Source organism: Pseudomonas sp. TMW22090, assembly GCF_022496665.1.
GTDB classification, from domain to species: Bacteria; Pseudomonadota; Gammaproteobacteria; order Pseudomonadales; family Pseudomonadaceae; genus Aquipseudomonas; species Aquipseudomonas gregormendelii.
Genome location: NZ_SCFH01000003.1, coordinates 359,630 through 384,691 on the forward strand (window position 1 = coordinate 359,630; position 25,062 = coordinate 384,691).

General features: G+C 61.2%; 24 protein-coding genes. 9 read left to right on the top strand and 15 right to left on the bottom strand.

Annotated elements, in window-relative coordinates; translation table 11 throughout:
• Positions 1-93: 93 nt before the first annotated feature.
• On the bottom strand, positions 94-798 hold the full coding sequence (locus EQV97_RS10910) for a FadR/GntR family transcriptional regulator (RefSeq protein WP_045059658.1): 705 nt from the start codon (positions 796-798) through the stop codon (positions 94-96).
• A gap of 256 nt (positions 799-1,054) precedes the next feature.
• On the opposite strand from EQV97_RS10910, the gene EQV97_RS10915 reads away from it, so the two are divergent.
• From EQV97_RS10915 to ppx, 5 genes are all read left to right on the top strand, one after another.
• A complete protein-coding gene (locus tag EQV97_RS10915) occupies positions 1,055-1,840 on the top strand; it encodes a transporter substrate-binding domain-containing protein (RefSeq protein WP_122841047.1) in 786 nt (261 codons plus the stop codon).
• Positions 1,841-1,861: 21 nt separating this feature from the next.
• Complete coding sequence (locus EQV97_RS10920) at positions 1,862-2,530, top strand: amino acid ABC transporter permease (RefSeq protein ID WP_045059660.1); 669 nt, start codon at positions 1,862-1,864, stop codon at positions 2,528-2,530.
• Positions 2,527-3,177 carry an amino acid ABC transporter permease gene (locus EQV97_RS10925; RefSeq protein ID WP_122841046.1) on the top strand — a complete coding sequence of 217 codons (651 nt, stop codon included), beginning with the start codon at positions 2,527-2,529 and terminating at the stop codon, positions 3,175-3,177. The genes EQV97_RS10920 and EQV97_RS10925 overlap by 4 nt, the downstream gene beginning before the upstream one ends.
• Complete coding sequence (locus tag EQV97_RS10930; protein WP_240888931.1) at positions 3,164-3,901, top strand: amino acid ABC transporter ATP-binding protein; 738 nt, start codon at positions 3,164-3,166, stop codon at positions 3,899-3,901. The genes EQV97_RS10925 and EQV97_RS10930 overlap by 14 nt, the downstream gene beginning before the upstream one ends.
• 234 nt (positions 3,902-4,135) lie before the next feature.
• Positions 4,136-5,638, top strand: a complete 1,503-nt coding sequence (gene ppx / locus EQV97_RS10935; RefSeq protein WP_122841045.1) for an exopolyphosphatase — start codon at positions 4,136-4,138, stop codon at positions 5,636-5,638.
• A gap of 114 nt (positions 5,639-5,752) precedes the next feature.
• Here the strand turns inward: ppx and ppk1 are convergent, their stop codons facing one another.
• Together ppk1 and hemB are read right to left on the bottom strand one after the other, a co-directional pair.
• Entirely contained in the window at positions 5,753-7,975 is a 2,223-nt protein-coding gene (ppk1, locus tag EQV97_RS10940) for a polyphosphate kinase 1 (protein ID WP_122841042.1), read from the bottom strand.
• Between the two features lie 18 nt (positions 7,976-7,993).
• Positions 7,994-9,007: a porphobilinogen synthase gene (gene hemB / locus EQV97_RS10945; protein ID WP_122841041.1), complete on the bottom strand. Its 1,014-nt coding sequence runs from the start codon at positions 9,005-9,007 to the stop codon at positions 7,994-7,996.
• A 208-nt stretch (positions 9,008-9,215) separates the two neighbouring features.
• On the opposite strand from hemB, the gene EQV97_RS10950 reads away from it, so the two are divergent.
• Positions 9,216-9,848 (top strand): DedA family protein, encoded by a 633-nt coding sequence (locus EQV97_RS10950; RefSeq protein ID WP_122841040.1) that lies wholly within the window; start codon positions 9,216-9,218, stop codon positions 9,846-9,848.
• Positions 9,849-10,113: 265 nt separating this feature from the next.
• Complete coding sequence (gene elbB / locus EQV97_RS10955) at positions 10,114-10,782, top strand: isoprenoid biosynthesis glyoxalase ElbB (RefSeq protein ID WP_045059667.1); 669 nt, start codon at positions 10,114-10,116, stop codon at positions 10,780-10,782.
• Between the two features lie 158 nt (positions 10,783-10,940).
• Here elbB and EQV97_RS10960 read toward each other — a convergent pair whose 3' ends face one another.
• The 5 genes from EQV97_RS10960 to EQV97_RS10980 all read right to left on the bottom strand — a co-directional run bounded on the left by EQV97_RS10960 (position 10,941) and on the right by EQV97_RS10980 (position 16,876).
• The gene (locus tag EQV97_RS10960) at positions 10,941-11,396 is read right to left on the bottom strand and encodes a YaiI/YqxD family protein (protein ID WP_045059668.1); all 456 of its coding nucleotides are present in this window, start codon (positions 11,394-11,396) and stop codon (positions 10,941-10,943) included.
• A 100-nt stretch (positions 11,397-11,496) separates the two neighbouring features.
• Positions 11,497-13,395, bottom strand: coding sequence for an FTR1 family protein (locus EQV97_RS10965; RefSeq protein ID WP_201147870.1), 1,899 nt, complete (start codon positions 13,393-13,395; stop codon positions 11,497-11,499).
• A 215-nt stretch (positions 13,396-13,610) separates the two neighbouring features.
• Positions 13,611-14,243 carry a homoserine/homoserine lactone efflux protein gene (gene rhtB, locus EQV97_RS10970; protein ID WP_122841034.1) on the bottom strand — a complete coding sequence of 211 codons (633 nt, stop codon included), beginning with the start codon at positions 14,241-14,243 and terminating at the stop codon, positions 13,611-13,613.
• Between the two features lie 141 nt (positions 14,244-14,384).
• Positions 14,385-14,966, bottom strand: coding sequence for a mechanosensitive ion channel family protein (locus tag EQV97_RS10975; RefSeq protein WP_045059671.1), 582 nt, complete (start codon positions 14,964-14,966; stop codon positions 14,385-14,387).
• Positions 14,966-16,876, bottom strand: a complete 1,911-nt coding sequence (locus EQV97_RS10980) for an ATP-binding cassette domain-containing protein (RefSeq protein WP_045059672.1) — start codon at positions 16,874-16,876, stop codon at positions 14,966-14,968. The genes EQV97_RS10975 and EQV97_RS10980 overlap by 1 nt, the downstream gene beginning before the upstream one ends.
• Positions 16,877-16,926: 50 nt before the next feature.
• Between EQV97_RS10980 and EQV97_RS10985 the strand changes: the two genes are divergently transcribed.
• Positions 16,927-17,391: a TIGR02444 family protein gene (locus tag EQV97_RS10985; protein ID WP_240888932.1), complete on the top strand. Its 465-nt coding sequence runs from the start codon at positions 16,927-16,929 to the stop codon at positions 17,389-17,391.
• Here the strand turns inward: EQV97_RS10985 and EQV97_RS10990 are convergent.
• Positions 17,388-18,542: an AlgP family protein gene (locus EQV97_RS10990; protein ID WP_240888933.1), complete on the bottom strand. Its 1,155-nt coding sequence runs from the start codon at positions 18,540-18,542 to the stop codon at positions 17,388-17,390. The two genes, EQV97_RS10985 and EQV97_RS10990, sit on opposite strands and share 4 nt — an antisense overlap.
• 192 nt (positions 18,543-18,734) lie before the next feature.
• Between EQV97_RS10990 and EQV97_RS10995 the strand changes: the two genes are divergently transcribed.
• On the top strand, positions 18,735-19,400 hold the full coding sequence (locus tag EQV97_RS10995) for an FKBP-type peptidyl-prolyl cis-trans isomerase (RefSeq protein WP_122841028.1): 666 nt from the start codon (positions 18,735-18,737) through the stop codon (positions 19,398-19,400).
• A 62-nt stretch (positions 19,401-19,462) separates the two neighbouring features.
• Here EQV97_RS10995 and rsd read toward each other — a convergent pair whose 3' ends face one another.
• The 6 genes from rsd to hemC form a co-directional block, all read right to left on the bottom strand.
• Positions 19,463-19,921, bottom strand: a complete 459-nt coding sequence (rsd, locus tag EQV97_RS11000; RefSeq protein WP_122841027.1) for a sigma D regulator — start codon at positions 19,919-19,921, stop codon at positions 19,463-19,465.
• Positions 19,922-20,099: 178 nt separating this feature from the next.
• Entirely contained in the window at positions 20,100-20,651 is a 552-nt protein-coding gene (locus EQV97_RS11005) for a disulfide bond formation protein B (RefSeq protein WP_225568878.1), read from the bottom strand.
• A gap of 243 nt (positions 20,652-20,894) precedes the next feature.
• The gene (locus EQV97_RS11010; protein WP_122841025.1) at positions 20,895-22,133 is read right to left on the bottom strand and encodes a heme biosynthesis protein HemY; all 1,239 of its coding nucleotides are present in this window, start codon (positions 22,131-22,133) and stop codon (positions 20,895-20,897) included.
• Positions 22,130-23,284, bottom strand: a complete 1,155-nt coding sequence (locus tag EQV97_RS11015) for a uroporphyrinogen-III C-methyltransferase (RefSeq protein WP_122841024.1) — start codon at positions 23,282-23,284, stop codon at positions 22,130-22,132. Before EQV97_RS11015 ends, EQV97_RS11010 begins: the two co-directional genes overlap by 4 nt.
• Before the next feature lie 16 nt (positions 23,285-23,300).
• Positions 23,301-24,068, bottom strand: coding sequence for a uroporphyrinogen-III synthase (locus tag EQV97_RS11020; RefSeq protein ID WP_122841023.1), 768 nt, complete (start codon positions 24,066-24,068; stop codon positions 23,301-23,303).
• Positions 24,065-25,006, bottom strand: coding sequence for a hydroxymethylbilane synthase (gene hemC, locus EQV97_RS11025; RefSeq protein WP_122841022.1), 942 nt, complete (start codon positions 25,004-25,006; stop codon positions 24,065-24,067). The genes EQV97_RS11020 and hemC overlap by 4 nt, the downstream gene beginning before the upstream one ends.
• Between the last annotated feature and the right edge of the window lie 56 nt (positions 25,007-25,062).

The following is a 25,062-nucleotide window of genomic DNA, read 5'->3' on the forward strand; positions in this document are numbered from 1 at the left end:
TGGCCCATCATAGCCGCCCTTCCCTCGTTCAGGAAGCTGCAGATGATTGACTCTTGCTATGGTGCCGCATGAGTTTGGGTATAGCTCAATTCATCAGGCGGCGGGGGCGATGAAGGCAATTCCGGTGCGCAGCGCGGCATTGCGCACGTGTTCCTGCATCGCCTTCTGTGCGGCCCCGGACGCCCGGCGTGCCAGTGCGCGGAGAATCTTGCGGTGCTCCTGCCAGGTTTCCATGGCGCGCTCGGCCCGGATGAACGGTAGCTTCTGGCTCTCCAGGAAGATGTCGGCACTGGCGGTCAGGATACTCAGCATCGCCTGATTGCCGCTGGCCAGCAGGATGCGCCGGTGAAACTCGAAATCAAGGCGCGCCGCCGCTTCAAAGTCGCCCACCTTCAACTCGTTGCGCATCGCGGCCACGTTGTCTTCCAGCGCATCGAGCTGGACAGTACTTAACGTCACCGCTGCCAAGCCCGCAGCAAACCCCTCCAGGGCATAGCGCAACTGGAAGATGTCCAGGGGCGACGCCTGTGCCGCGAAGGGCCAGCTCAACGCCGCGTCGGACCGCGCCAGGTCCACGGGCGCCTGCACAAACACCCCTTTGCCCGGCTGGATGCTGATCAGCCCCAGGGCACTTAACGACGACAGCGCTTCGCGTAACGACGCCCGGCTCACGCCCAATTGCACCGCCAGGTCCCGTTGCGAGGGCAAGGCATCCCCCGGCCCGAACCCCTGCTCGGTGATCAGTTTACGGATGGCTTGCAGCGCCACTTCAGGAACGGCTCGGGAGATGGAATTCATGGTTTTTCAGACGAACCGGATGAATGAGCGGACAGTTTTAAAGCTATTCGCAGCGTCCGGCAAGTCGTGCCCCATGGGGGTTCGCAGAGTTATGACGATGCGCTATCAGGGTGCGAATCAGGGCTCAACTGTTCAGACCAGTAAGACCGAGCAAACCCAGTAAACCCGGGGGCTGTGCCACCCGAAACCGATACTTGGCATGGCCCGTGCTCTGTCGATCCGCAGAAATCACTTCTCGCCGATTCGGAGATTTGCCATGACCCAGCGTTACAGCGCCCTCCTCGCAGCCCTGTTTGCCAGCCTGATGCTGAGCCAGGCGCCCGCCCACGCCGATGGCCTGGAGGACGTGGTCAAGCGCGGCGTCCTCAAAGTAGCCGTGCCACAGGACTTCCCGCCCTTCGGCTCGGTGGGCCCGGACATGAAGCCTCGCGGCCTGGACATCGACACTGCCAAGCTGCTGGCGGACCAGCTCAAGGTCAAACTCGAACTGACCCCGGTCAACAGCACCAACCGCATTCCGTTCCTGACCACCGGCAAGGTCGACCTGGTGATTTCCAGCCTTGGCAAGAACGCCGAACGCGAGAAGGTCATCGACTTCTCCAGCGCCTACGCGCCCTTTTACCTCGCGGTGTTCGGCCCGCCAGAGGCCACGATCGAGACGCTGGATGACCTCAAGGGCAAGACCATCAGCGTCACCCGTGGCGCCATCGAAGACATCGAGCTGACCAAGGTGGCCCCGCAAGGCGTGACCATCAAGCGCTTTGAAGACAACAATTCGACCATCGCCGCCTACCTCGCCGGCCAGGTCGATCTGATCGCCAGCGGCAACGTGGTGATGGTGGCGATCAGCGAGAAGAACCCCAAGCGCGTGCCGGCTTTGAAAGTGAAGCTCAAGGATTCGCCGGTCTACGTCGGGGTGAACAAGAACGAGCCGGCGCTACTGGGCAAGGTCAACCAGATCCTCGCTACTGCTAAAACAGACGGCGCACTGGAGAAAAACTCCCAGACCTGGCTGAAAGAGCCACTGCCGGCCGATCTCTGATCGTCGCTCGGGAGATTTGACATGGCTTATCAGTTCGACTTTCTACCGGTGGTGCAAAATACCGACCTGCTACTGCGCGGTGCGTTGTTCACCCTTGAACTGACCGCCATTGGCGCGGTATTCGGGGTGGCGCTCGGCATCGTCGGCGCGCTGGTACGGGCGTGGAACATTCGCCCGTTCTCGGTGATTTTCGGGGTTTACGTCGAGTTGATCCGCAACACACCCTTCCTGGTGCAGTTGTTTTTCATCTTCTTCGGCCTGCCGTCACTGGGTGTGCAGATTTCCGAATGGCAGGCCGCCGTACTGGCGATGGTGATCAACCTGGGCGCCTATTCCACGGAAATCATCCGTGCCGGCATTCAGGCGATCCCCCGAGGCCAGCTGGAAGCCGCCGCAGCGCTGGCGATGACTCGCTTCGAAGCGTTTCGCCACGTCATCCTGCTGCCGGCGCTGGGCAAGGTCTGGCCAGCCCTGAGCAGCCAAATCATCATCGTCATGCTCGGCTCGGCGGTCTGCTCGCAGATCGCCACCGAAGAGCTGAGTTTCGCCGCCAACTTCATTCAGTCGCGCAACTTCCGCGCCTTTGAAACCTATGCCCTGACCACGCTGATCTACCTGTGCATGGCGTTGCTGATTCGCCAGCTGCTGAACTGGATCGGCCGTCGTTACATCGCAAGGAGCAGCCAATGAGCGATTTCACCTTCTGGGACATCGTGCGCAACCTGCTCACGGGCCTGCAATGGACGCTGGCGCTGTCGCTCGTGGCGTTCATTGGCGGCGGGCTGATCGGCCTGCTGGTCATGGTCATGCGCATCTCGAAGAAAGCCTTGCCGCGCAATATCGCGCGCACCTACATCGAACTGTTCCAGGGCACGCCGCTGCTGATGCAGTTGTTCCTGGTATTTTTCGGTGTGGCGCTGGCGGGTGTGGAAATCTCCGCGTGGATGGCCGCGGCCGTAGCACTGACCCTGTTTACCAGTGCCTACCTGGCGGAGATCTGGCGCGGCTGCGTCGACTCGATCCCCAACGGCCAATGGGAAGCCTCATCGAGCCTGGCGCTCAACCCGCTGGAGCAATTGCGCTACGTGATCCTGCCGCAAGCGCTGCGCATCGCCGTGGCGCCAACCGTGGGCTTTTCGGTGCAAGTGGTCAAAGGCACGGCGGTCACCTCGATCATCGGCTTCACCGAGCTGACCAAAACCGGAGGCATGCTCGCCAACGCGACCTTCGAACCGTTCATGGTCTATGGCCTCGTCGCCCTCGGTTACTTCCTGCTTTGCTACCCCTTGTCCCTCAGTGCGCGCTACCTGGAAAGGAGACTGCATGCCTCTGCTTAGAATTTCCGCCCTGCATAAATATTACGGCGATCACCACGTGCTCAAAGGCATCGACCTCAGTGTCGAGGAAGGCCAGGTGGTGGCCATCATCGGCCGCAGTGGCTCGGGCAAATCGACCTTGCTGCGCACGCTCAATGGCCTGGAGTCGATCAATGATGGCGTGATTGAAGTCGACGGCGAATACCTCGACGCCGCCCGTGCCGACCTGCGCACTCTGCGACAGAAGGTCGGGATGGTGTTTCAGCAGTTCAACCTGTTCCCCCACCTGACCGTTGGCGAAAACGTGATGCTCGCCCCGCAAGTTGTGCAGAAGGTACCGAAGGCCAAAGCCCGGGAACTGGCGCGCGAAATGCTGGAGCGGGTCGGGCTCGGGGAAAAGTTTGATGCATTCCCGGATCGGTTGTCCGGCGGGCAGCAGCAACGCGTGGCAATCGCCCGGGCATTGGCGATGTCGCCAAAGGTGTTGCTGTGCGACGAAATCACCTCGGCGCTGGACCCGGAATTGGTCAATGAGGTGCTGAGTGTGGTTCGGCAACTGGCCAAAGACGGTATGACGCTGATCATGGTCACCCACGAAATGCGCTTTGCCCGGGAGGTTGGGGATAAGTTGGTGTTCATGCACCTGGGCAGGGTGCATGAGGTGGGAGACCCGAAGATCTTGTTTGCCAACCCGCAGACGGCAGAGCTGGCGAACTTTATTGGGACCGTGGAGGCGACAGTCTGAAAGTTCTGCAGGGCCTGTGATGGCCTTATCGCGGGCAAGCCCGCTCCCACAGGATCATGTGTTGAAACAGGATTGTGTGTTCGACGCCAAAACCTGTGGGAGCGGGCTTGCCGCGATTGCCTGCGCAGCGGTCATCTACAGGGTTGCGCAGGATCAAGGGTTTGAACACTGCGCGTTGGCGTCAGCCTTTGATCGTGGCACGATGTCGAGGTTATCGACCGAGACCTCCAGACCATGCCGCAATCCCAAGCCAAGAATCTGTCCCTGATCGCCGCAATCGACCTGGGCTCCAACAGCTTTCACATGGTCGTGGCCAAGGCCCAGAACGGCGAAATCCGTATTCTCGAGCGTCTCGGGGAGAAGGTTCAGCTGGCAGCAGGTATCGACGAAGAGCGCCAGCTCAACGAAGAATCCATGCAGCGCGGGCTCGACTGCCTGAAACGCTTTGCCCAACTGATCAACGGTATGCCCCAGGGCGCCGTGCGCATCGTGGGCACCAACGCCCTGCGCGAAGCGCGTAATCGCAATGAATTCATCCGTCGCGCCGAGGAAATCCTCGGTCACCCGGTGGAAGTCATCTCCGGCCGGGAAGAAGCGCGCCTGATCTACCTTGGCGTGTCCCACACCCTCGCCGACACCCCGGGCAAGCGCCTGGTGGCCGACATCGGCGGCGGCAGTACCGAGTTCATCATCGGCCAGCGCTTCGAGCCACTGCTGCGCGAAAGCCTGCAAATGGGCTGCGTGAGCTTCACCCAGCGCTATTTCAAGGACGGCAAGGTCACACCGGCTCGCTACGCCCAGGCTTACACGGCGGCGCGGCTCGAGATCATGAGCATTGAACATGCTCTGCACCGCCTGACCTGGGACGAAGCCATTGGCTCCTCGGGCACCATCCGCGCGATCGGCCTGGCACTGAAGGCCGGCGGGCATGGCAGCGGCGAAGTCAACGCCGAGGGCCTGGCCTGGCTCAAGCGCAAGCTGTTCAAGCTGGGGGACGCCGACAAAATCGATTTCGAAGGCATCAAGCCCGACCGTCGCGCAATCTTCCCGGCCGGCCTGGCGATCCTCGAAGCCATCTTCGACGCCCTTGAACTGCAACGCATGGACCACTGTGAAGGCGCACTGCGTGAAGGGGTGCTCTACGACCTGCTGGGCCGTCATCATCACGAAGACGTCCGTGAGCGCACCCTGAGCTCGCTGATGGAGCGTTATCACGTCGACCTGGAGCAAGCGGCGCGGGTAGAACGCAAGGCGCTGCACGCCTTCGACCAGGTAGCCGAAGATTGGGACCTGGATGACGGTGTCTGGCGCGAACTGCTGGGCTGGGCGGCCAAGGTCCACGAAGTGGGCCTGGACATCGCTCACTATCATTACCACAAGCATGGCGCCTACCTGATCGAGCACTCGGACCTCGCCGGATTCTCCCGCGAAGACCAGCAGATGCTCGCACTGCTGGTGCGCGGCCATCGCCGTAACATTCCCCGGGACAAGTTTGCCGAGTTCGGCAGTGACGGCAGCAAGCTGATCCGCCTGTGCGTGCTGCTGCGCTTCGCGATCCTGTTCCACCACATCCGTGGCACCCAGGAAATGCCCCAGGTGGTCCTGCGGGCCAATGGCGACAGCCTGGATGTGTTGTTCCCGGCCAACTGGCTGGATGAAAACCAGCTGACCCAGGCGGATTTTGCCCTGGAAGCGGAGTGGCTTACCCGGGTGGGCTTCACCCTCAACGTCCGGTAGTGCCCTACAGGGAATGCCGCAATCTTGCGAATGCCACTGCCGGCGAGTCTTGCCTTCACAGGGACAAAAAAATGGCGATCCGCAGGGATCGCCATTTTTTATGCCCCTTGAGGCTTAACGCACTGCCAGGATCGGGCTGCCCAACCGCTCCAGCAACGTCGCCTGCGCACTGCGCGGGTTCTGGTTGCCGGTAGGCGTGTTGCGGATGTAACGGCCGTCCGACTGCAAGCTCCAGCTGTGGGTGTTGTCAGTCAGGTACAGCTCCAGCTCTTTCTTGACCCGCATAATCAGCTTCTTGCCTTCTACCGGGAAGCAAGTCTCGACCCGCTTGTCGAGGTTGCGCTCCATCCAGTCGGCGCTGGAGAGGAACATCTGCTCTTCCCCGCCATTGAGGAAGTAGAACACCCGCGTATGCTCCAGGAAGCGCCCGATGATCGAGCGCACATGGATGTTGTGCGAAACCCCGGCGATGCCCGGGCGCAGGCAGCACATGCCGCGCACGACCAGGTCGATGCGCACCCCGGACTGACTGGCCTTGTACAGCGCGCGAATGATCTTCGGATCAGTCAGCGAGTTGAACTTGGCAATGATGTGTGCCGGCTTGCCTTCCAGGGCGAACTGCGTTTCCCGGGCAATCATGTCGAGCATGCCCTTTTTCAGGGTGAACGGCGCATGCAGCAGTTTCTTCATGCGCAGGGTCTTGCCCATGCCGATCAACTGACTGAACAGCTTGCCCACGTCCTCGCACAACGCATCGTCGGAGGTCAGCAAGCTGTAGTCGGTGTACAGACGGGCGTTGGCTGCGTGGTAGTTGCCGGTGCCCAAGTGAGCGTACCGCACGATCTCCCCGGCCTCGCGACGCAGGATCAGCATCATCTTGGCGTGGGTCTTGAACCCCACCACGCCGTAGATCACCACTGCACCGGCCGCTTGCAGGCGGCTGGCCAGTTGCAGGTTGGACTCTTCATCGAACCGCGCGCGCAATTCGATCACCGCGGTGACTTCCTTGCCGTTACGGGCAGCATCCACCAGCGCGTCGACGATTTCCGAGTTGGCACCGGAGCGGTACAGCGTCTGGCGCACGGCCAATACATGCGGGTCTTTCGCGGCCTGGCGCAACAGGTCGACCACCGGGGTGAACGACTCGAACGGGTGCAGCAACAGGATGTCCTGCTTGCTGATCACGCTGAAGATGTTCTCGCTGTTCTGCAGCAGTTTCGGAATCTGCGGGGTGAATGGCAGGTATTGCAGCTCGCGCTGGCTGTCGAGGCCGGTGATGCTGAACAAACGGGTCAGGTTGACCGGCCCGTTGACCTGATACAGCTCGGTCTCGTGCAGATTGAACTGCTTGAGCAGGTAGTCGGAGAGGTGCTTGGGGCAAGTGTCAGCCACTTCCAGTCGCACCGCATCGCCATAACGACGGGAGAACAGCTCGCCACGCAGCGCGCGGGCCAGGTCTTCAACGTCTTCAGTGTCGACCGCCAGGTCGGCGTTACGGGTCAGGCGGAACTGATAGCAGCCCTTGACCTTCATGCCCTGGAACAGGTCATCGGCGTGCGCGTGGATCATCGACGACAGGAACACATAGTTGTCACCGGAGCCGCCCACCTCCTCCGGCACCTTGATCACTCGCGGCAGCAGGCGCGGAGCAGGGATGATCGCCAGGCCAGAGTCGCGGCCAAACGCATCGATGCCTTCCAGTTCGACGATGAAGTTCAGACTCTTGTTCACCAGCAACGGGAACGGGTGAGTCGGGTCAAGGCCGATCGGCGTGATGATCGGCGCAATCTCGTCGCGGAAGAACCGGCGCACCCAGGTCTTGATCTTGGTGGTCCAGTGACGGCGACGGATGAAGCGGACCTGATGTTTCTCCAGCTCCGGCAGCAGAATATCGTTGAGAATGGCGTACTGGCGGTCGACATGACCATGCACCAGCTCGCTGATGCGTGCCAGGGCCTGATGCGGTTGCAGGCCATCGGCGCCCGCCTGCTCACGGGCGAAGGTGATCTGCTTCTTCAGGCCGGCCACACGAATCTCGAAGAACTCGTCCAGGTTGCTGGAGAAGATCAGCAGGAACTTCAGCCGCTCCAGCAACGGGTAGGACTCATCCAGTGCCTGTTCCAGCACGCGAATGTTGAACTGCAGCTGCGAAAGCTCGCGATGGATGTACAGGCTGCTGTCATCCAGGCCGGGAATGGCAATCGCCGGTGCCGCCACCGCGGCTTCGACGACCACTGCGGGTGGCGCTGGCTCCAGCTCCGGCGGTGTTTCGGCGACTTGCTCCACCACGGGTTGAGCCTCTTTTACGGCAACTTCAGTGAGTCCTTCGGTATTCATGGAATGTTCCTGGGAGGGCTATTTTTGCTCTCGTAACAATTGAGCGGCACGGACGGCAAAGTAGGTCAGGATGCCGTCGGCGCCTGCGCGTTTAAAAGCGGTCAGGGATTCGAGTATCACCCCTTCGCTCAACCAGCCATTCTGGATCGCCGCCATGTGCATGGCGTATTCGCCGCTGACTTGATAAACAAACGTCGGCACTTTGAATTCTTCTTTGACCCGCCACAGGATGTCCAGATACGGCATGCCTGGCTTGACCATGACCATGTCCGCGCCTTCTGACAAGTCCGCCGCCACTTCGTGCAGCGCCTCGTTGCTGTTGGCCGGGTCCATCTGGTAGGAAGCCTTGTTGGCCTTGCCCAGGTTCAGCGCCGAACCCACCGCATCGCGGAAGGGACCGTAATAGGCGCTAGCGTATTTTGCCGAGTAGGCCATGATTCGCACGTTAACGTGACCGGCCAGCTCCAGCGCCTCGCGGATCGCCTGGATGCGCCCGTCCATCATATCGGACGGCGCCACCACCTGGGCGCCGGCTTCGGCATGGGACAGGGCCTGGCGGACCAGTGCATCGACGGTAATGTCGTTCTGCACATAGCCTTCTTCATCGAGAATACCGTCCTGGCCGTGGGTAGTGAACGGATCCAGGGCAACGTCGGTGATCACACCCAGCTCGGGGAACTGCGCACGTAATGCGCGGGTGGCGCGCTGGGCAATGCCATTCGGGTTCCAGGCTTCGGCCGCGTCCAGCGACTTGAGCTCCGCCGGCGTCACGGGGAACAACGCCAGCGCGGGAATACCCAGCTCGACCCACTTGGCGGCCTCTTCAAGCAACAGATCAATGGTCAGGCGCTCGACGCCCGGCATTGACGCCACCGCTTCGCGACGATTCTCACCGTCCAGTACAAATACCGGCAGGATCAGATCGTCGACGCTGAGGACGTTTTCACGAACCAGGCGGCGCGAGAAATCATCACGACGATTGCGTCGCAGACGGGTGGCTGGGAACAGGCGGTTGGCGGGGGTAAAGCTCACGGCAGACTCCTGAGCCCGCGCTGGCGGGCGAGCGTGACAGTTATAAGCTGCCATTATGACCGTCGTATTACAGTTATGTGCACACCTGTGACAGGTAGTCGCATTCCATTGTCCTTGCAGGAAATGTTCACGTCGAGACACATTTGGACACTTTCATGAATGTGCCCGAAGGGTTAGGCTGCGCGTTCATTTCGCCAGCACCCAGACAATGCTCCAGCAATTTCTTCAGGAATTCGGGTATTTCGCCCTCTTTCTCGGCACGTTCTTCGAAGGCGAAACCATTCTGGTACTCGCGGGCTTCCTTGCGTTCCGCGGTTACATGGACATCAAGATCGTCACCATAGTCGCGTTCTGTGGCAGTTATGCGGGCGATCAGCTGTGGTATTTCCTTGGCCGCAAGCACGGGCGCAAATTGCTGGCGCGCAAGCCGCGCTGGCAGTTGATGGGCGATCGGGCGCTGGAACACATCCGCAAGCACCCGGACATCTGGGTCCTGAGCTTCCGCTTCGTCTACGGGTTACGCACGGTAATGCCCGTGGCGATCGGTCTGTCGGGCTATCCACCGGGACGTTATCTGTTGCTGAACGGGATTGGCGCGGCGATCTGGGCTTCGGCACTGGCGGCGGCCGCGTATCATTTTGGTGCCGTGTTGGAAGGCATGCTTGGCAGCGTCAAGAAGTACGAGCTATGGGTGCTGGGCGCCCTGCTGGTCCTGGGCGTGGGCCTGTGGCTGCGCCGGCGCTTCAAGAACGCCCAGCTGGCAAAAAAAGTCTATGCCGACGAGCAGGCATTGAAAGCTGAACAGGCCAAGGCCGCAGCGCCCAAGACGCCCACCGAATAAAACGGTCCCTGCACCCCGTAGAGACCGCTCCTGCTCACCCGATGCGCCCCCCGCACGTCGCCCCCCTGCGCGCGTCGCCACGCCGCGTGACAGACGCTCGCAAATAATGAACACCCTGGCTTCGTTGCGATCCATTTAGAAAGCCTTCTGCTCCGGGCCAGCCCCATGTTGGGGCGGCGCGCCCTGGTTGTTACCGCACATTATCCCTATGGCAACGAGTGGCGAATTAGTGGACATTTAACGCCATGAACAAGGAGAAAAGCCCATGAGCAAAAAAATCGCAGTGATCCTTTCCGGTTGTGGCGTCTACGACGGTGCCGAGGTCCACGAGAGCGTGATCACCCTGTTGCGGCTGGACCAGCGTGGCGCTCAGGTGCAGTGTTTCGCCCCCAATATCTCGCAGTTGCATGTGATCAACCACCTCACGGGCGAGGAAATGCCCGAGTCGCGTAACGTGCTGGTTGAATCGGCGCGGATCGCCCGTGGGAACATCAAGGACATCCGCGAGGCCAGCGTCGAGGACTTCGATGCGCTGATCGTGCCTGGCGGGTTCGGTGCGGCGAAGAACCTGTCGAACTTCGCCATCGAAGGTGCCGGCTGTACCGTGCAACCTGACGTCCTGGCGCTGACTGAAGCCTTTGCCGAAGCAGGCAAGCCAGTCGGGCTGATCTGCATCTCGCCCGCCCTGGCGGCGAAGATCTACGGCCCAGGTGTGACCTGCACCATCGGCAACGATGCCGATACCGCCGCGGCCATGAACAAGATGGGGGCGACCCATGCCGAGTGCGCGGTCACCGACATTGTCGAAGACAAGGCGCGCAAACTGGTGAGCACGCCAGCGTACATGCTGGCGCAGTCGATCAGTGAAGCGGCCTCAGGGATTAACAAACTGGTGGATCGCGTGCTCGAACTGACTCACGAAAACGACGTGTGATGCAGGCATGAGTGTGGGCATGGGCAGTGTGGAAGCGACCCTGCTCGCGATAGCGGAGTGGCCGCCGCAAGCGATGTTGACTGTGCCGGTGTCATCGCGAGCAGGCTCGCTTCCACAGGGGGCCGCTCACAGGATTTCGTCTCAGGTTGGAGGTGGGCTCAGGGCTTGCGGGACAGTCGAGTCAGGATACGGTCCAGCGAATTGGCGAACGCTTGCTTCTCACGTTCGCCAAAGGGCGCTGGCCCCCCGCTCATCTGGCCTTGTTCACGCAGGTCGGTGAACAGGTTACGTACAGCCAGCCGGTCGCCCATGTTCTGCGCGTCAAACTCCTTGCCTCGCGGATCCAGCACGGTGACGCCGTTCTTCACCAATCGGTCGGCCAGCGGTACGTCACTGCAAATCACCAGCTCGCCCGGCACTGCGTGTTCCACCAGATAATCGTCCGCTGCATCCGGGCCGCTGGGCACCACGATCAATTTCACCAGTGACAGGCCCGGCTTGATTTGCGGTTGGCCGGCCACCAGCACCACTTCAAACTGGCGCTTGAGAGCGAACTTCACTACCAGGTCCTTGGCCGCCCGTGGGCAGGCGTCGGCATCTATCCAAACGCGCATCACATTTCCTCTGAAAAACCGAACAGATCGCAGCCGGCATCGACATGCCTACTCCCTGTAGGAGCTGCCGCAGGCTACGATCTTTCCAAGTTTACTCGGGTCAGGAAACCTGAACCCGACGCTTCTGCGCCAACCAGCTACGCCCATACAGCACGATTATCGCGATAATCGCCACCATCTGGGCACTTAACGAGTAGGCATCCGCGTGAATGCCCAGCCAGTCGAATTCGAAGAATGGCACCGGACGCGTGCCGAAAATCCCCGCCTCCTGCAATGCCTTGACCCCATGACCGGCAAACACCACCGATAGCGCGCACAACAACGCGGCGTTGATGCTGAAGAACAACGACAGCGGCAGCTTGGCCGAGCCGCGCAGGATCACCCAGGCCAGCCCCACCAGCAATACCAGCGCAGTGGCACCGCCTGCGAGCACTGCGTTATGCCCGGCAGGACCCGCCTGCAGCCACAGGGTCTCGTAGAACAGGATCACTTCGAACAACTCACGATAAACCGAGAAGAACGCCAGGGTTGCAAACCCGAACCGTCCGCCGCCGCCCACCAGGCTGCTCTTGATGTAATTCTGCCAGGCCGCGGCGTGGCGACGATCGTGCATCCACACCCCGAGCCACAGCACCATCACGCTGGCGAACAGCGCGGTGGCACCTTCAAGCAACTCGCGCTGCGAGCCGCTGACGTCGATAACGTAGGCGGCCAGGCCCCAGGTGGCAAGGCCGGCCAGCAGCGCCAGGCCCCAACCGACGTTAACGCTGCGTACCGCAGATTGCTGGCCGGTGTTGCGCAGGAATGCGAGGATCGCCGCCAGCACCAGAATCGCTTCCAGACCTTCGCGCAGCAAAATCAACAACCCGGAAATGTAGCTCAGGGACCAGCTCAAGCCATCGCTGCCCAACAGGCCGGCAGACTCTTTCAATTTACCTTTCGCAGTATCCAGGCGCTGCTGGGCCTGGGCCACCGGCAAGCCATCCTGCAGGGACTGGCGGTAGGCCATCAGGGATTTTTCGGTGTCTTTGCGTACATTGGCGTCGACGTTGTCCAGGGAGCTCTCGACCAGCTCAAACCCTTCCAGGTACGCCGCCACCGACAAGTCATAGGCCTGATCGTGATCCCCGGCCCGGTAGGCAGCGATGCTCTTGTCCAGCGTGGCTGCGGTGTAATCGAGCAGTTGCGCCGGGCCACGTTTGACCTGCGGCGGCTGAGCGCGCTGCGCACGATAGGCCGCGGCGGCCTGCGGACCTTCGCCAGCCTGCACTTCGGCAGGCGTCTGACGGGCGAGGTCGGCAATGTTGTAGGTCTTTTCAACAGCGCCAGCATCCGGGGCGGCGCTGAAGCTGGCAATGTAGGTGGCCAGGTCCCAGCGCTGGCGATCATCCAGTTGATCGGCGAACGCTGGCATGTCGGTGCCCTCGATACCCAGGCCCAGGGTGCTATAGATCGCATAGAGGCTCAGGTGATCCATGCGCACGCTGTCGCGCAGATTCGACGGTGGCGGTGTCAGGCCGACGCCTGCCGGGCCATCGCCGGCTCCCGCATCACCATGGCACACCGAGCAATGCTGGGCGTACAACGGCGCACCTCGGGTCGGATCGGGGGTAATGATCGGTGCCTGGCTGATTTCATAGGCCACTGCCAGCTTTGCCGCGAGCTGCCGGGACTGACGAGCCACGTCGGTGCCATCCTGACGCTCGGTAATGGCGTTGCGCAGCGAATTGACGCCCTGCAGCAAAGCGGCTTGCTCCGGTTTGGCCGGCATTGCACTGATCAGGCCTTGCACGGCCTGGAGCGAATCGAGCTGATCTCGATAACCGGACTCCTTGACCACCCTGCCTGCCTGCACCGTCTGCGGGTAATCCGCTGCGATGTAATCGAGCCCATGCAGCGCCTGTGGGGCGCCGTCCACGGGGTCGGCCAGCAGTCTGGTGCTGCATAAGGCTGCCAAGGGGATTAACAGCCAGGCCAGGAATCGCGACGGGGCAATCATGAATGAATCTCAGTAGGAAATACGAAGTTACATATTGTTCACTTCGAATGAGATTCACTCAAGCGTTGTTCGCAGGCTCGATGCCGATTGTCTGGTTATTTTGCGATTGCTTGTCCCGCGCACCGTGCGGTAATCAGCTTTCGGCTTCGGGTTATACGGATGGGCATTCAACAAAAAAGCGACCCGCAGGTCGCTTTTTTTCCAGCATCGGGGCTTTACGCTGCGGCTTTGCGCAACGTCGCCATGAACGCTGCCGCGCCGATAAACAAACCGGCAAACGTGCGGTTCATGCGTTTCTGCTGCTGGGGAGTACGCAACATGCGCAGCACCTTGGACGCCAGGCCGGTGTAACCGGCCATGACGATCAGGTCGACGCAGACCATGGTGGCGCCGATCACTAAATACTGGATCAGCAGTGGCGCATGGGGGTCGATGAACTGCGGCAGCACCGCCAGCATGAACACCAGGGCCTTGGGGTTGCTGATGTTGACCAGGAAACCACGGAACACCAGGGCCATCGGCTTGCCGATCTGGCGCACTGCGGCATCGTCGCTCATGTCATTGGGCAATGCGCGCCATTGCTTGATCGCGAGGAATACCAGGTAGGCGACGCCAAACCACTTGATCGCATGGAAGGCTGTGGCCGACGCTGTGAGGATCGCGCCAACACCGGCACCCACAATGGCAATCTGCACCGCCAGGCCGATCTGCAGGCCCAGGGCGTTCCAGTAACCGCGCCAGAAACCGTATTGCAGACCACTGGACATCGACGCAATGGCGCCGGCACCGGGAGACAGGCTGATCACCCAGCAGGCGGCAAAGAACGCCAGCCATGTTTGAAGCTCCATTGCACACCTCGACCGAGACTCTTTTGACAGGTCTCTAAGCTAATGCGGCTCGGGGGGAAAAGCAAAAGATCGCAGCCTCCGACAGCTCCTGCATGGAAACGCGCCTCCTGTAGGAGGTGCCGAAGGCTGTGATCTTGAGGATTACTTCTCGAACCCGCTCGAAGGAAACACATCACTCCCCCGCCACCGCCGAACCGAACGCTGGAAGAACAGGCTGTTGGGCACTTGCACCATGGCACTGCCGGTGCCCAGCTCTTCGGCCTCGATCAAGGTGGTGTAGAGCAGATTGATCGCGATCACCCGCCCCTTCACGCCCGGCTTGTCGGTGGTATCGACCAGTTCGACCACGTCGCCAATGCGAAACGGCCCCACGGTGAAGATCAGGATCGCGCACAGCAAGTTGGACAGCACGCTCCACATGGCGAAGAACGCCACCGCCGCGACCGCAACAAAACCGGACAATGCTGTCCACAGCACTGTCGCGGACACGCCCAGGCGCTCCAGCACGAAAATCAGCGCACTGCCCATGATCAGCCAGCGCAGGCCGCCTCGCAGCGGCAGCAGCAGCTGAGGGGGAAACGGATAACGCTCCCCCAGGCGGTTCAGGCATTTGGCAACAAAGCGCTGGGCGATGTAACCCGCGAGCAAAATCAGCAGGATCTGCAGCACCAGCCACAGCGGCTCTATCCACATGGCAGACAGCGGCAGCCTGAAGGCCTCCATCAGGACAACGCCTCCAGCTCCGCCTGCATGCTTTCGAGCAACTCGAGGGCTTCCATCCAGGACTCCTCGAGCTCGGCTTCACGCACTTTCAGCTTTGCCTGTTCGGCCAGCAGGTCACGCAAATCGTTCTTGCGGGCCGGCTCGTAGATATCGCTGTCGCCCAGGCTCACGTCGATTTTGGCCAGCTTTTCGTGCAGCTTGCCCAGTTCGGCTTCGAGCTTGTCGGCCTCGCGCTTGTGCGGCGCCAACTGCTGGCGCAAGGCAGCGGCGGCCTGGCGCTGGGCTTTCTTGTCGGTCTTGTCCGGATTGACCGGCGTGTTGCTGACCGGCGCATTGCGCTGGCGATACTCCACCAGCCAACGGGTGTAGTCGTCCAGATCGCCGTCGAACTCCTCGACCTTGCCATCGGCGACCAGGTAGAAATTGTCAGTGGTGCTTTTGAGCAGGTGGCGGTCGTGGGAGACCACCAGGACCGCACCAGTGAATTCCTGCAAGGCCATGGTCAGCGCCAGGCGCATTTCCAGGTCAAGGTGGTTGGTGGGTTCGTCGAGCAGCAGCAGGTTCGGCCGGTCCCAGGCGATCAATGCCAAGGCCAGGCGCGCTTTCTCGCCCCCGGAGAAATTCAGCACCGGCTCGTCGATGCGCGCACCGCGGAAGTCGAACCCCCCGAGGAAGTCCCGCAACGTCTGTTCGCGCTCGGTAGGCGCCAGGCGCTGCAAGTGCAGCAACGGGCTGGCCTTGGAGTCCAGGGAGTCAAGCTGATGCTGGGCAAAGTAACCAACGACCGTGTTTTCGCCACGGGTCAGTCGACCGGCCAAGGGCTCCAGCTCACCCGCAAGGTTCTTGATCAGGGTCGACTTACCGGCACCATTAGGGCCGAGCAAACCGATCCGTGCGCCAGGGGTCAGTTGCAGCTTGACCTTCTCCAGCACGGTTTTCTCGCCGTAGCCCAAACGGGCATCGGACAGGTCGATCAGCGGGCTGGAAATCTTCGTCGATTCGCGGAAGACGAAGTCGAACGGCGAATCGACATGGGCCGCAGACAACTCTTCCATCCGCTCCAGCGCCTTGATCCGGCTTTGGGCCTGACGGGCCTTGGTGGCCTGGGCCTTGAAGCGCGCGATGTAGCTTTCCATATGCGCTCGCTGCGCCTGCTGCTTCTCGTAGGCCTGTTGCTGTTGGGCCAGGCGTTCGGCACGGGCACGCTCGAACGCGGTGTAGCCACCGCGATACAGCGTGATTTTGCGCTGGTCGACGTGGGCCACGTGGTCGACCACCGCATCGAGGAAATCCCGGTCGTGGGAGATCAGCAACAAGGTGCCCGGATAACTTTTCAGCCACTCCTCAAGCCAGATGATGGCGTCGAGGTCCAAGTGGTTGGTGGGTTCGTCGAGCAGCAATAAGTCCGAGGGGCACATCAGTGCCTGCGCCAGGTTCAGGCGCATCCGCCAGCCACCGGAGAAATCCCCGACCTGACGATCCATCTGTTCGTTGGTGAACCCCAGGCCGGCCAGCAGCTTGCGAGCCCGGGCATCAGCGGTGTAGCCATCGGCGCTGTCGAGTTCAGAGTGCAGGCGGGCCTGAGCGGCACCGTCGTGCGCCGCTTCCGCCGCCGCCAGGTCATGTTGCACCTCACGCAGGCGAAGGTCGCCATCGAGCACGTAGTCGACCGCAATGCGTTCGAGCGTCTCGATTTCCTGGCGCATGTGGGCGATGCGCCAGTCGGCCGGCAGGAAGCAGTCACCCGAGTCCGGGTGCAGCTCACCCCGAAGCAGGGCGAACAGGCTCGATTTGCCGGCGCCATTGGCACCAATGAGGCCGGCTTTGTGGCCGGCGTGCAGGGTCAGCTCGGCGTCTTCTAGCAGACGTTGCGGGCCACGCTGTAAAGTCAGGTTCTGAAGTCGAATCATAATGGCGGCGGAGTCTACCAGCTTCGCTCGCAACTGGCGCGAGTAGCACTATGTCCTCTGACCTGTGGAGCTTTTCCCTTGACGCTTACGCGAGGCCCGGCGCTGAGCGGGCGTGCCTGCAACTGCAATCGGCGGGCACGAACGTGTGCCTGCTGCTGTGCGGATTGTGGCTGGAACACCGAGGGGTAGTCTTTAACGAACTGCGATTGCTGCAACTGCGGGAAGTAGTCGAAGGCTGGGATGCGGGCGTGATTCAGCCCCTTCGTGCATTACGCGGCCAATGGAAAGCCGCCGCAGCTGACGATACAGACCTCAATATCTTGCGGGAAAAAGTCAAGGCGCTGGAACTTGAAGGCGAGCGGATTCTTTTGTCGCGACTGGAAAAAACCGCGCAGCAGTGGCCGCAGAATGACAAGGCCGGATCAACGGCCTGGCTGGAAGGTGTCGCGGCGGACACCACCAACGTTGGCCGCGACGCGCTGCATCAGCTGCGCGTCGCGGTGACCGGCACTTAGGAAGCGCTGGTTGGGGTAGTGCCTGTGTTCGACGATGCAGCTGGCGTTGGCGCCGCCGCAGGGGCCGAAGTGCTGCCGGTGGTTGGCGAAGCCGGACCTGAGTTCGACGATGATGCAGGCGCTGCCGGCTTGGCAGCAGGGGTCGAAGTCGGCTTCGCAGCGGCGGGTTTTTTCACCGCTGGCTTGGCTGCAGGTTTCGCAGCTGGCTTGGCAGCAGCTGGTTTTGCAGCGGTGGCTGGCTTGGCAGCGGCAGCAGGTTTCGCAGCGGCCGTTTTGGCAGCAGGCTTGGTCGCCACTTTTGCAGCAGGTTTGGCGGCCGGCTTGGCAGCAGGTTTCGCCGCGGCCGGTTTAGCTGCAGCAGGTTTGGCAGCAGGCTTCGCGGCTGCAGTTCTAGCAGCTGGTTTGGCTGCTGCGCTTTTTGCTGCAGCCGGTTTGTTAGCGGCAGGTTTGGCAGGCGCTTTTGCAGCAGCTGGTTTTGCCGCTGCGGATTTAGCAGCAGGTTTGGCTGCAGCGGTTTTCGCCGCCGGCTTGGCTACCGGTTTTGCCGCAGCAGTTTTGGCCGCTGGCTTGGCAACTGGTTTTGCCGCAGCCGATTTAGCAGCCGGCTTGGCAGCACTGGCAGCCACTGGTTTTTTAGCAGCCACTTTCACCGGTGCTTTCGCGGCTGGTTTGGCAGCAGCCTTGGCGGGTGCTTTTGCAGCTGTCGATTTGGCTGCGGCTTTTTTGGCAGGTGCCGCAGCAGGCTTGGCCGAACGCAGGGACAACGCCTTGCCGACAGCCTCTTGAACACGACCGACACCCTGGGCCAGTTTCAGGCTTTCCTGAGCATCACGCTTGAGTTGCAGGATGTAGTTGCGGGTCTCGGATTGACGATCCTTGAGGGCATCGAGCAGGTCTTCAAGTTCCTTGACTCCATCCTTGGCCTTGGCTTGCGCCTTAGCCTTGCCGGCCGCCGCAGCGTCCTGCAATTTGGTACGGGATTTGTGCAATTTTTCCTGCGCTTTACCGCGCTGTTTTTCCAGTTTGGCGAGCAGTTTTTCAGCATCAGCCAAGGCTTGCGAACAAGCAGTTTCCAAATGCTCGAGCAAGCTGCCCGACAATTGTTGGAGTAAGTGCAACGGAGTATTTACAGGCTTCTTGGTGGCCGACATGGTTTACCTCCTGGCTTACGTGGGTGCGGCTCATACTAGACCTCTGCAGACACCGCCGCTAGGCCATGTTGACAGTATCGAAAGCGTTGCGTTGCACCTGACAGCAAAACTTCTGCTCCCGCCCGAAAGCAGTTCACCGTTCATTGCATTCGCACTGGCATAATCGGCCGCATCTCAGGCCGGAGAGTGCCCATGTCGCGTTATCTTTTTTTATCGTTGTGCGTGTTTTTTTCAGTGGCTCAGGCTGCGGAAAAAACCACCGAAACCGACGCTCACAATCTCGCCTACAGCCTGGGGGCGAGCCTCGGCGAACGGCTGCGCCAGGAGGTACCTGACCTTCAAGTGCAGGCACTGCTCGACGGTTTGCAGCAGGCTTATCAGGGCAAGCCCCTGGCACTGAAAGACGAACAGATCGAGCAGATCCTGGCCGAACATGAAGCGCAAATTGCCGAGCAACCGACAGTGCCGCAAAGCGAAATTGCCCTCGAAAAAGAACAGCGTTTTCTCACCGCGGAAAAGGCCCGACCTGGCGCTCGGGAAATCGAGGACGGCATCCTGCTGACGGAACTGACGCCAGGTGCCGGAGCAAAGGCCGGTCCGAATGGCAAGGTACAGGTGCTGTACATCGGACGCCTCCCCGACGGCACGGTGTTCGATCAAAACAGCCAGCCGCAATGGTTCAGCCTGGACAGCGTGATCTCGGGCTGGCGTACGGCGCTGCAGAACATGCCGGTGGGCGCGAAATGGCGACTGGTGATTCCATCGGCGCAAGCCTATGGCGCCGAAGGTGCCGGGGACCTGATTGCGCCCTTCACGCCCCTGGTATTCGAGGTGGAATTACGCGACGCGAAAGGCTGAATTCCGGGCACAAAAAACGGCGCGCCAAGCGCACCGTTTTTTAAGGTACTGCACAAAGAAATTCAGGCCTGAACCGGATCTTCTTCCTTGTGCGCGGTGTGCAACACTTCGATCAGGCAGTCTTCCAGTTCGAAGCGCTCGTGCAACAAGCCACCGAGCTCCTTGAACTTCTCCGCCACGCACTGACCTGCATCGCACAGGTCGTTGAACGCCAGCAGCTTCTCAGTGATGACGTCGATTCGCGGGTAAATGGTCTCGGCCAGTTCCAGCCCACGCTTGTCATTGAAGGCTTTGGCCTCCCCTGTCAGTTGTTCGTAGATCTCGAAATGCCCGGCTGAGACGTAATCGACCAGCACACCGCAGAATTCCTGCAAAGGCTTGCGGTTCTCGCTCAGCGCCTCGGGCTTTTCGCCGAGATCGTCATAAGCCCGCACCAGTTCGTGACGCTCCTGCAACCAGCGATCGATCAGCAGATGCACTCCACCCCATCGTTCTTGAGCATTCTGACAACTTTCGAGCATGGTGATCTCTCTTCCCTTGTGGGTCATGCTGCCCTACACCTGTCACGCACTTGAAGGTCAAGGATCGGTCAGGCAGAGCGTCATTCGAGCAACATAATTCCAATGACACGTGCGGGCCAGATTATGCCCGCGCGACTGTGGCTTCAAGGTACGCAGGAGATAAAGTTCATACAAGTGTTTAATCGCGCGCCAGACTGCCCTGCGACGACTCGCCGCTGAGTGGTCGCCGAAAGGTGCGCCACAGAAGCCCGAGCGGTTGAAAAACAACCACAATTGTCACTGCAAAGAAGAACAGCAGGCTCCACTCCGGGATGCTCAGATCGAACAGCGTCCATGAAATCTCGGCACAATCGAAAGTACCTTCGAACATCTGCTTCAGTGCGCCCGACCAGGATGTATTGGCAAAAGCATCAGCCAGGCTCGCGGAGCAGTCGGACAGGTGATGCAGCGGATCGCTCTGCAGCACGACTTGACGCCATGCCGTAACCGTTCCCGCCACACTGCTGATCAACACCGGCAACCCATACACCAGCGTACCCGCACGGCCAGGGCCATGCAGGCAAGCAGACAAGCACACCCCCGTGAGCAACCACAGGCAGCCGCGCTGCAGGATGCACAGGCCGCACAGCCTGAGGCCGACTGCGTATTGCAGGTAATAGGAAATGCCTAACGCCAGGGCACCTGCGACGAAAACCATGAAGAACAAGGAGCGTGTGCGGGCCAAAGACATGGCATTTCCGTAACAGTAAGAGACAGGCAATTACGTTAGAGGAAAGCGCGCGGATCTTTCAAGGTACTACAGCAGGGAGAGTTCCACAGCGAGGGTGGGAAACCACGACAGATGCGCTAGGATCTGACGTAACCGTCTGTAGGAATAAGCCGACTCGGCACATTGAGGGGAATAATCTGACAGCAGCAGGGTACTTTTTGACGAGGGAGCGAGCCCCCTCATCTCGAGCTCCCTACTTCGAACTCAAGCGTGGATCGGTACGGGTAACGGTGCCGCCAGCAAGCGTTCGTCCAGCAGGCCCAACCCTTCCTGGAACAGCTGATTGCTGCGTTCGGTATCACCCAATTGCGCCAGCAACCGCGCCAGTTCTGCACAGGCTTCCGGATTACGCTGCACTCGCAGGCTGCTCTCCAGATAGTCTCGCGCCTTGCCCCATAAACTGCTTTGCAGGCACAGGCGGCCCAGTGTCAGGAGCAGGCTCGGATCGGCCGGATGATCCTTGAGCCAGCCCTCGGCAGTTTGCAGCTGCCGCACCGGGTCGCTACCGCGCACGAGCCCGTAAAGACGCGCCAGGTGGCTGTTGTAATCACGCTTGAGCGCTGTGCGCAGCACCTCTTCCGCTTCCACCTGGGCACCCAGTTGGCGCAGCTGCTCGGCGTAGGCCAGCACCAGTTGCGGCTCCTGGCGCTGGGCCGATGTCAGCTTCTGCCAGGCGCTGTTGAGCGACTGCAGGCCGACAGTGCCGTCCTCTTCCCGCTGCGCTGCCAGGGACAGGTTCTCACCCCAGGCACGGCGTTCCAGGTCGGCCAGCTCGGCAGGTGGCAGTACCTTGTCCTTGCGCAATTCCGGCAACAACCGGATCACTGCCGACCAATCGCCCCGTTGTTGATGCAGGCGTTGCAGCTGGCGCAACGTCTGCACGTTATGCGGATGGCGCTCGTGCATGGCTTGAAGCGTCGCCAGGGCACCCTCGGTGTCGCCTCGATCGGTCTGCAGTTGCGCATGATTCAAGGCAATCGCCAGCTCGGCCTGTGGTTGGCGCTCGAGCGCCCGCTCGAGCAGGTTGTCGCTCTCTTCGTACTTGCCTTGTTCGTTGGCCGCGCGGGCAGCGCCGAGGTAGTAAAGCAGCGGTTGGCGCTCGGCTTCCGCAGCTCGATGCAGGTGACGCTGCGCACTGGCCCAGCGGCCCTCGGCCAGATCCAGCTGGCCATGTTCGATCGCGACCTGCACGCGGCGACTGCGATTGCGTCGCGACCAGGGATTGACCACGCCACTGGATGTCATCACCAGTTCGATCAGCGCCTTGATGCCCCAAATCACCAGCCACAAAACGGCCACCAGCGCGAGGGTAGCCCACAGGCTCGATTCGAAACGAAAGCTCTTGTAGGCGATCAGCACGTAGCCGGAATGCTCGGCAATCGCCAGGCCCAGCGCGGCCGCAGCTGCTATCACCAGAAACACGATCACATACAGGCGTTTCATGGCGTGGCCTCCTGCGCGGTGTCAGCGGCAGGCTTGGCCATCGGCTTGACGGAGTCCTCGGCGTTGACGTTGCGTCGCTCCAGGTACCCTTGCACCGCGCTCAGTGCGCCAGTGAGGTCCGGGGTCACCACGGTCACCGGCTGCTTGCTCAGCTCACCCACCTGCTCAAGCATCACTTTGCTCTGCGGGTTGTCCGGGTTGAAGTTGCCCTTGAGTATGTCCCGGGCTTCGGCCAGGGCCTGGGTGTACACCGGGGCCTGACCATTCAGTGCAGCCCACTGGGCTTGCTCCAGGGCCAGGCTAAGCGCCAGGCGCACCTGGCTGAGGCTCTGGCCTGCCAGCAATGGGCGAACATTCTTGTCGGCGTTGAAGTCGAGGCGGATGTAGCGCGAGATCTGGTCCCACCATTGAGCCCAGCGGCTTGCGCCATCGCCATCGGCGGTCAGGCCCAGCAACGACTCGCCACGGTCCTTGTACTCCGGCGCCAGCTCGGTGAGGTTAATCACCTGGTCGCGCAATGCGCCCAGGCGCAGGAACAGTCCGGTGCGGTCCGGCTGCTCGGTGCTGCGCAGCGCGACCAGGGTCTTGGCCACTTGCTCGCGGGCAGCGAAGGAGCCCGGATCGTTCTGTTCGCGCAGAATTTCGTCGGCACCCTGGACCAGGGCCTGAGCGCTGCTGATGTCCTGCAAAGCAGACAGGCGCAGGCTGGCGAGACGCAACAAATGCTCCGCCTCAGCCAGGCGCCAGTCCTTGCGGCTGGCACCGAGGATGGTCTCCAGGCGCTGGTTCAGGCGCTGCTGATCGCCTTGCAACTGAGCCACCAAGCGGCTGCGGGCTTCAAGTTCATCAGCAGGGGGCAGTTGCTCCAACCGAGCGCTCAGGCGTTGCTCATTGAGTTTCAGGCTCTGCGCCTGATCGTTCAAGGCCTGCACCTGGCTCAGCTGTTGCTGGTTATTGGCCTGCAGGTGACGCACCTGCCAGACACCCCAACCACCGACAGCAACGCCGGTAGCACCCAGCAACAGCGCGACGATTGCCAGGCCATTGCCACGGCGCTGCACGGGAGCAGGAGGTACGGTATCAATCGGATCTTCAACCGGGGCATGCAGCACTGGCTGGACGTCATCTTTTGGCAAGGCTGTTTCGCTCACGTATCCATCCTTTGCATTAGAGAACGGGTTCGGGATGCTCCCGTAACGCCGTCAGCAAGGCCGCGGCACTGGCGCCACGACAATCCACAACTATTTGCGCCCCGGCAGCACGTGCCATTTCGGCGACCCGGGGGCTCGGTACAAACAACGGCAACTGCGCCAAGTGCGGCCAGGAATCGCCAGCCAATTGATGCAAGTGCTCAAAACCCTGTCCACTGCTGACCACCAGCCCGTTCAAGCGTTCCGCGCAGATCCGCTCAGGCAGCGTTGCCGGCGGGTAGTGGGGCAATTCGCGACGGTACAACTGCAGATACTCGACACTAGCACCAAGCCCGCGCAAACGCTCAGCGAGCAACTCGCGCCCGCCCTCCCCGCGCATGATCAACACACGCGAAGCAGGCCCGGCGATTGCCTGGCGAAACGCGTCATGCTCAAGCAATGCTTCGCTGTCATCGCCCTGCTCGGGAAAGCTGACGTCCAGACGATGCTTATCGAGTATCTGCGCGGTAGCTGCGCCGACGCTGAACCACTTCAAGGCCGGTGGCTCTGGCCAATACTGGCTGAGCAACTCGACGGCGATCCTGGCGGCGGGTTTGCTGACCACGATCACCGCATCGAAGCGATCCAGCCTCTGGATCACCTCGCGCATGTTGGCAGAAACGGGAAGAGGCTCTATGTCCAAAAGCGGCAAGCTGCTGCTGAAAACTCCCGCGTCCATCAACACGCCAGCCAGTGCCATCGACTCATCGGCTGGACGCGTCAGCAACAGGCGCCAGCAAGTCACTCGTGACCTGCCTCGCCATAGACCGCCTTGAGGATGTCATCGGCACCCTGGCTCAGGAGGTCTTCAGCCACTTGCACGCCAAGGGCCTCGGCCTCGCTGCGTGGTGCACGTGCCTCGGCGCTGAGCAACAGGCCGCCGCTTGGGTCACCCACCAGGCCGCGCAACCAGACCTGCTCGCCTTCAAGCACGGCGTAGCAGGCGATCGGCACCTGGCAGCCGCCATTCAGATGCTTGTTCAGGGCTCGCTCGGCGGTGACACGGGTAGCCGTGTCCTGATGGTGCAACGGCGCCAGCAAGGCGTGGATTTGCGTATCGACGCTGCGGCACTCGATGCCCACTGCGCCCTGACCGCCGGCAGGCAGGCTGTCGTCGACGCTGATGGCCGAGGTGATGCGGTCTTCGAAGCCCAGTCGAATCAGGCCGGCAGCTGCCAGGATGATCGCGTCATATTCACCTGCATCGAGCTTGGCAAGTCGCGTGTTGACGTTGCCGCGCAGGAAACGGATTTCCAGATCCGGGCGACGAGTCAGCAACTGGGCCTGGCGACGCAGGCTGGAGGTACCGACGATGCTGCCCTCAGGCAGTTCGTCCAGGCTGGCGTAGGTGTTAGAGACGAAAGCGTCGCGCGGGTCTTCGCGCTCGCAGATGCAGAACAGCCCCAGGCCTTCGGGGAAGTCCATTGGCACGTCTTTCATTGAGTGCACGGCGATGTCCGCTTCGTTTTCCAGCAGCGCCGTTTCCAGTTCCTTGACGAACAGGCCTTTGCCACCGATTTTCGAAAGCGGCGAGTCGAGCAGCTTGTCGCCGCGACTGACCATTGGCACCAGTGTCACCAGCAGTCCCGGATGGGCCTGTTCCAGGCGGGCTTTGACATATTCGGCCTGCCACAGGGCGAGAGCACTTTTGCGGGTGGCGATGCGGATTTCGCGAGAGGACATGGATCAATCCGTACTGAATAGATACGGCGGATAATAACAGCTCAGCCAAATCCACT

What these genes read in the sequence shown, in the direction of transcription:
- EQV97_RS10985 (WP_240888932.1), top strand. Translation starts at nt 16,927, where the DNA reads ATGTCCTCTGACCTGTGGAGCTTTTCCCTTGACGCTTACGCGAGGCCC.
- EQV97_RS10995 (WP_122841028.1), top strand. Translation starts at nt 18,735, where the DNA reads ATGTCGCGTTATCTTTTTTTATCGTTGTGCGTGTTTTTTTCAGTGGCT.
- EQV97_RS11005 (WP_225568878.1), bottom strand. Translation starts at nt 20,651, where the DNA reads ATGTCTTTGGCCCGCACACGCTCCTTGTTCTTCATGGTTTTCGTCGCA.
- EQV97_RS10915 (WP_122841047.1), top strand. Translation starts at nt 1,055, where the DNA reads ATGACCCAGCGTTACAGCGCCCTCCTCGCAGCCCTGTTTGCCAGCCTG.
- EQV97_RS10990 (WP_240888933.1), bottom strand. Translation starts at nt 18,542, where the DNA reads ATGTCGGCCACCAAGAAGCCTGTAAATACTCCGTTGCACTTACTCCAA.
- EQV97_RS10980 (WP_045059672.1), bottom strand. Translation starts at nt 16,876, where the DNA reads ATGATTCGACTTCAGAACCTGACTTTACAGCGTGGCCCGCAACGTCTG.
- EQV97_RS10960 (WP_045059668.1), bottom strand. Translation starts at nt 11,396, where the DNA reads ATGCGCGTTTGGATAGATGCCGACGCCTGCCCACGGGCGGCCAAGGAC.
- EQV97_RS10925 (WP_122841046.1), top strand. Translation starts at nt 2,527, where the DNA reads ATGAGCGATTTCACCTTCTGGGACATCGTGCGCAACCTGCTCACGGGC.
- ppx (WP_122841045.1), top strand. Translation starts at nt 4,136, where the DNA reads ATGCCGCAATCCCAAGCCAAGAATCTGTCCCTGATCGCCGCAATCGAC.
- EQV97_RS10975 (WP_045059671.1), bottom strand. Translation starts at nt 14,966, where the DNA reads ATGGAGGCCTTCAGGCTGCCGCTGTCTGCCATGTGGATAGAGCCGCTG.
- EQV97_RS10920 (WP_045059660.1), top strand. Translation starts at nt 1,862, where the DNA reads ATGGCTTATCAGTTCGACTTTCTACCGGTGGTGCAAAATACCGACCTG.
- EQV97_RS11010 (WP_122841025.1), bottom strand. Translation starts at nt 22,133, where the DNA reads ATGAAACGCCTGTATGTGATCGTGTTTCTGGTGATAGCAGCTGCGGCC.
- ppk1 (WP_122841042.1), bottom strand. Translation starts at nt 7,975, where the DNA reads ATGAATACCGAAGGACTCACTGAAGTTGCCGTAAAAGAGGCTCAACCC.
- EQV97_RS10950 (WP_122841040.1), top strand. Translation starts at nt 9,216, where the DNA reads ATGCTCCAGCAATTTCTTCAGGAATTCGGGTATTTCGCCCTCTTTCTC.
- EQV97_RS10910 (WP_045059658.1), bottom strand. Translation starts at nt 798, where the DNA reads ATGAATTCCATCTCCCGAGCCGTTCCTGAAGTGGCGCTGCAAGCCATC.
- hemC (WP_122841022.1), bottom strand. Translation starts at nt 25,006, where the DNA reads ATGTCCTCTCGCGAAATCCGCATCGCCACCCGCAAAAGTGCTCTCGCC.
- EQV97_RS10965 (WP_201147870.1), bottom strand. Translation starts at nt 13,395, where the DNA reads ATGATTGCCCCGTCGCGATTCCTGGCCTGGCTGTTAATCCCCTTGGCA.
- EQV97_RS10930 (WP_240888931.1), top strand. Translation starts at nt 3,164, where the DNA reads ATGCCTCTGCTTAGAATTTCCGCCCTGCATAAATATTACGGCGATCAC.
- rsd (WP_122841027.1), bottom strand. Translation starts at nt 19,921, where the DNA reads ATGCTCGAAAGTTGTCAGAATGCTCAAGAACGATGGGGTGGAGTGCAT.
- elbB (WP_045059667.1), top strand. Translation starts at nt 10,114, where the DNA reads ATGAGCAAAAAAATCGCAGTGATCCTTTCCGGTTGTGGCGTCTACGAC.
- rhtB (WP_122841034.1), bottom strand. Translation starts at nt 14,243, where the DNA reads ATGGAGCTTCAAACATGGCTGGCGTTCTTTGCCGCCTGCTGGGTGATC.